At 44.7% G+C, this 293-nt stretch carries 1 pseudogene; it reads left to right on the top strand.

Annotated features, from left to right (window positions below):
• Window positions 1-293 (top strand): annotated as a pseudogene (locus VU18_RS20870) (IS200/IS605 family element transposase accessory protein TnpB); the annotation flags it as partial.

The following is a 293-nucleotide window of genomic DNA, read 5'->3' as shown; positions in this document are numbered from 1 at the left end:
TTTTTAACGGACGAAAAATCAAGCATATGCGTGCCAAGTACAAACGAATGCGAAAAACCCTCCAGCAAAAAGGGACGGCTTCTGCGCGTCGGAAGTTGAAAACAATCGGACAACGAGAAAACCGTTGGATGACGGATGTGAACCATGCTGTCACGAAGGCACTCGTTCGTCAATATGGAGAACGTACCCTTTTTGTATTAGAAGATTTAACAGGCATTCGTGAAAAAACAGAACGTGTACGTATCCATGACCGATATGAAACCGTATCGTGGGCGTTCTATCAGTTCCGTCAA

Source organism: Geobacillus sp. ZGt-1 (genome assembly GCF_001026865.1).
GTDB lineage: Bacteria > Bacillota > Bacilli > Bacillales > Anoxybacillaceae > Geobacillus > Geobacillus thermoleovorans.
This window is presented reverse-complemented; position numbering and strand designations above follow the sequence as displayed.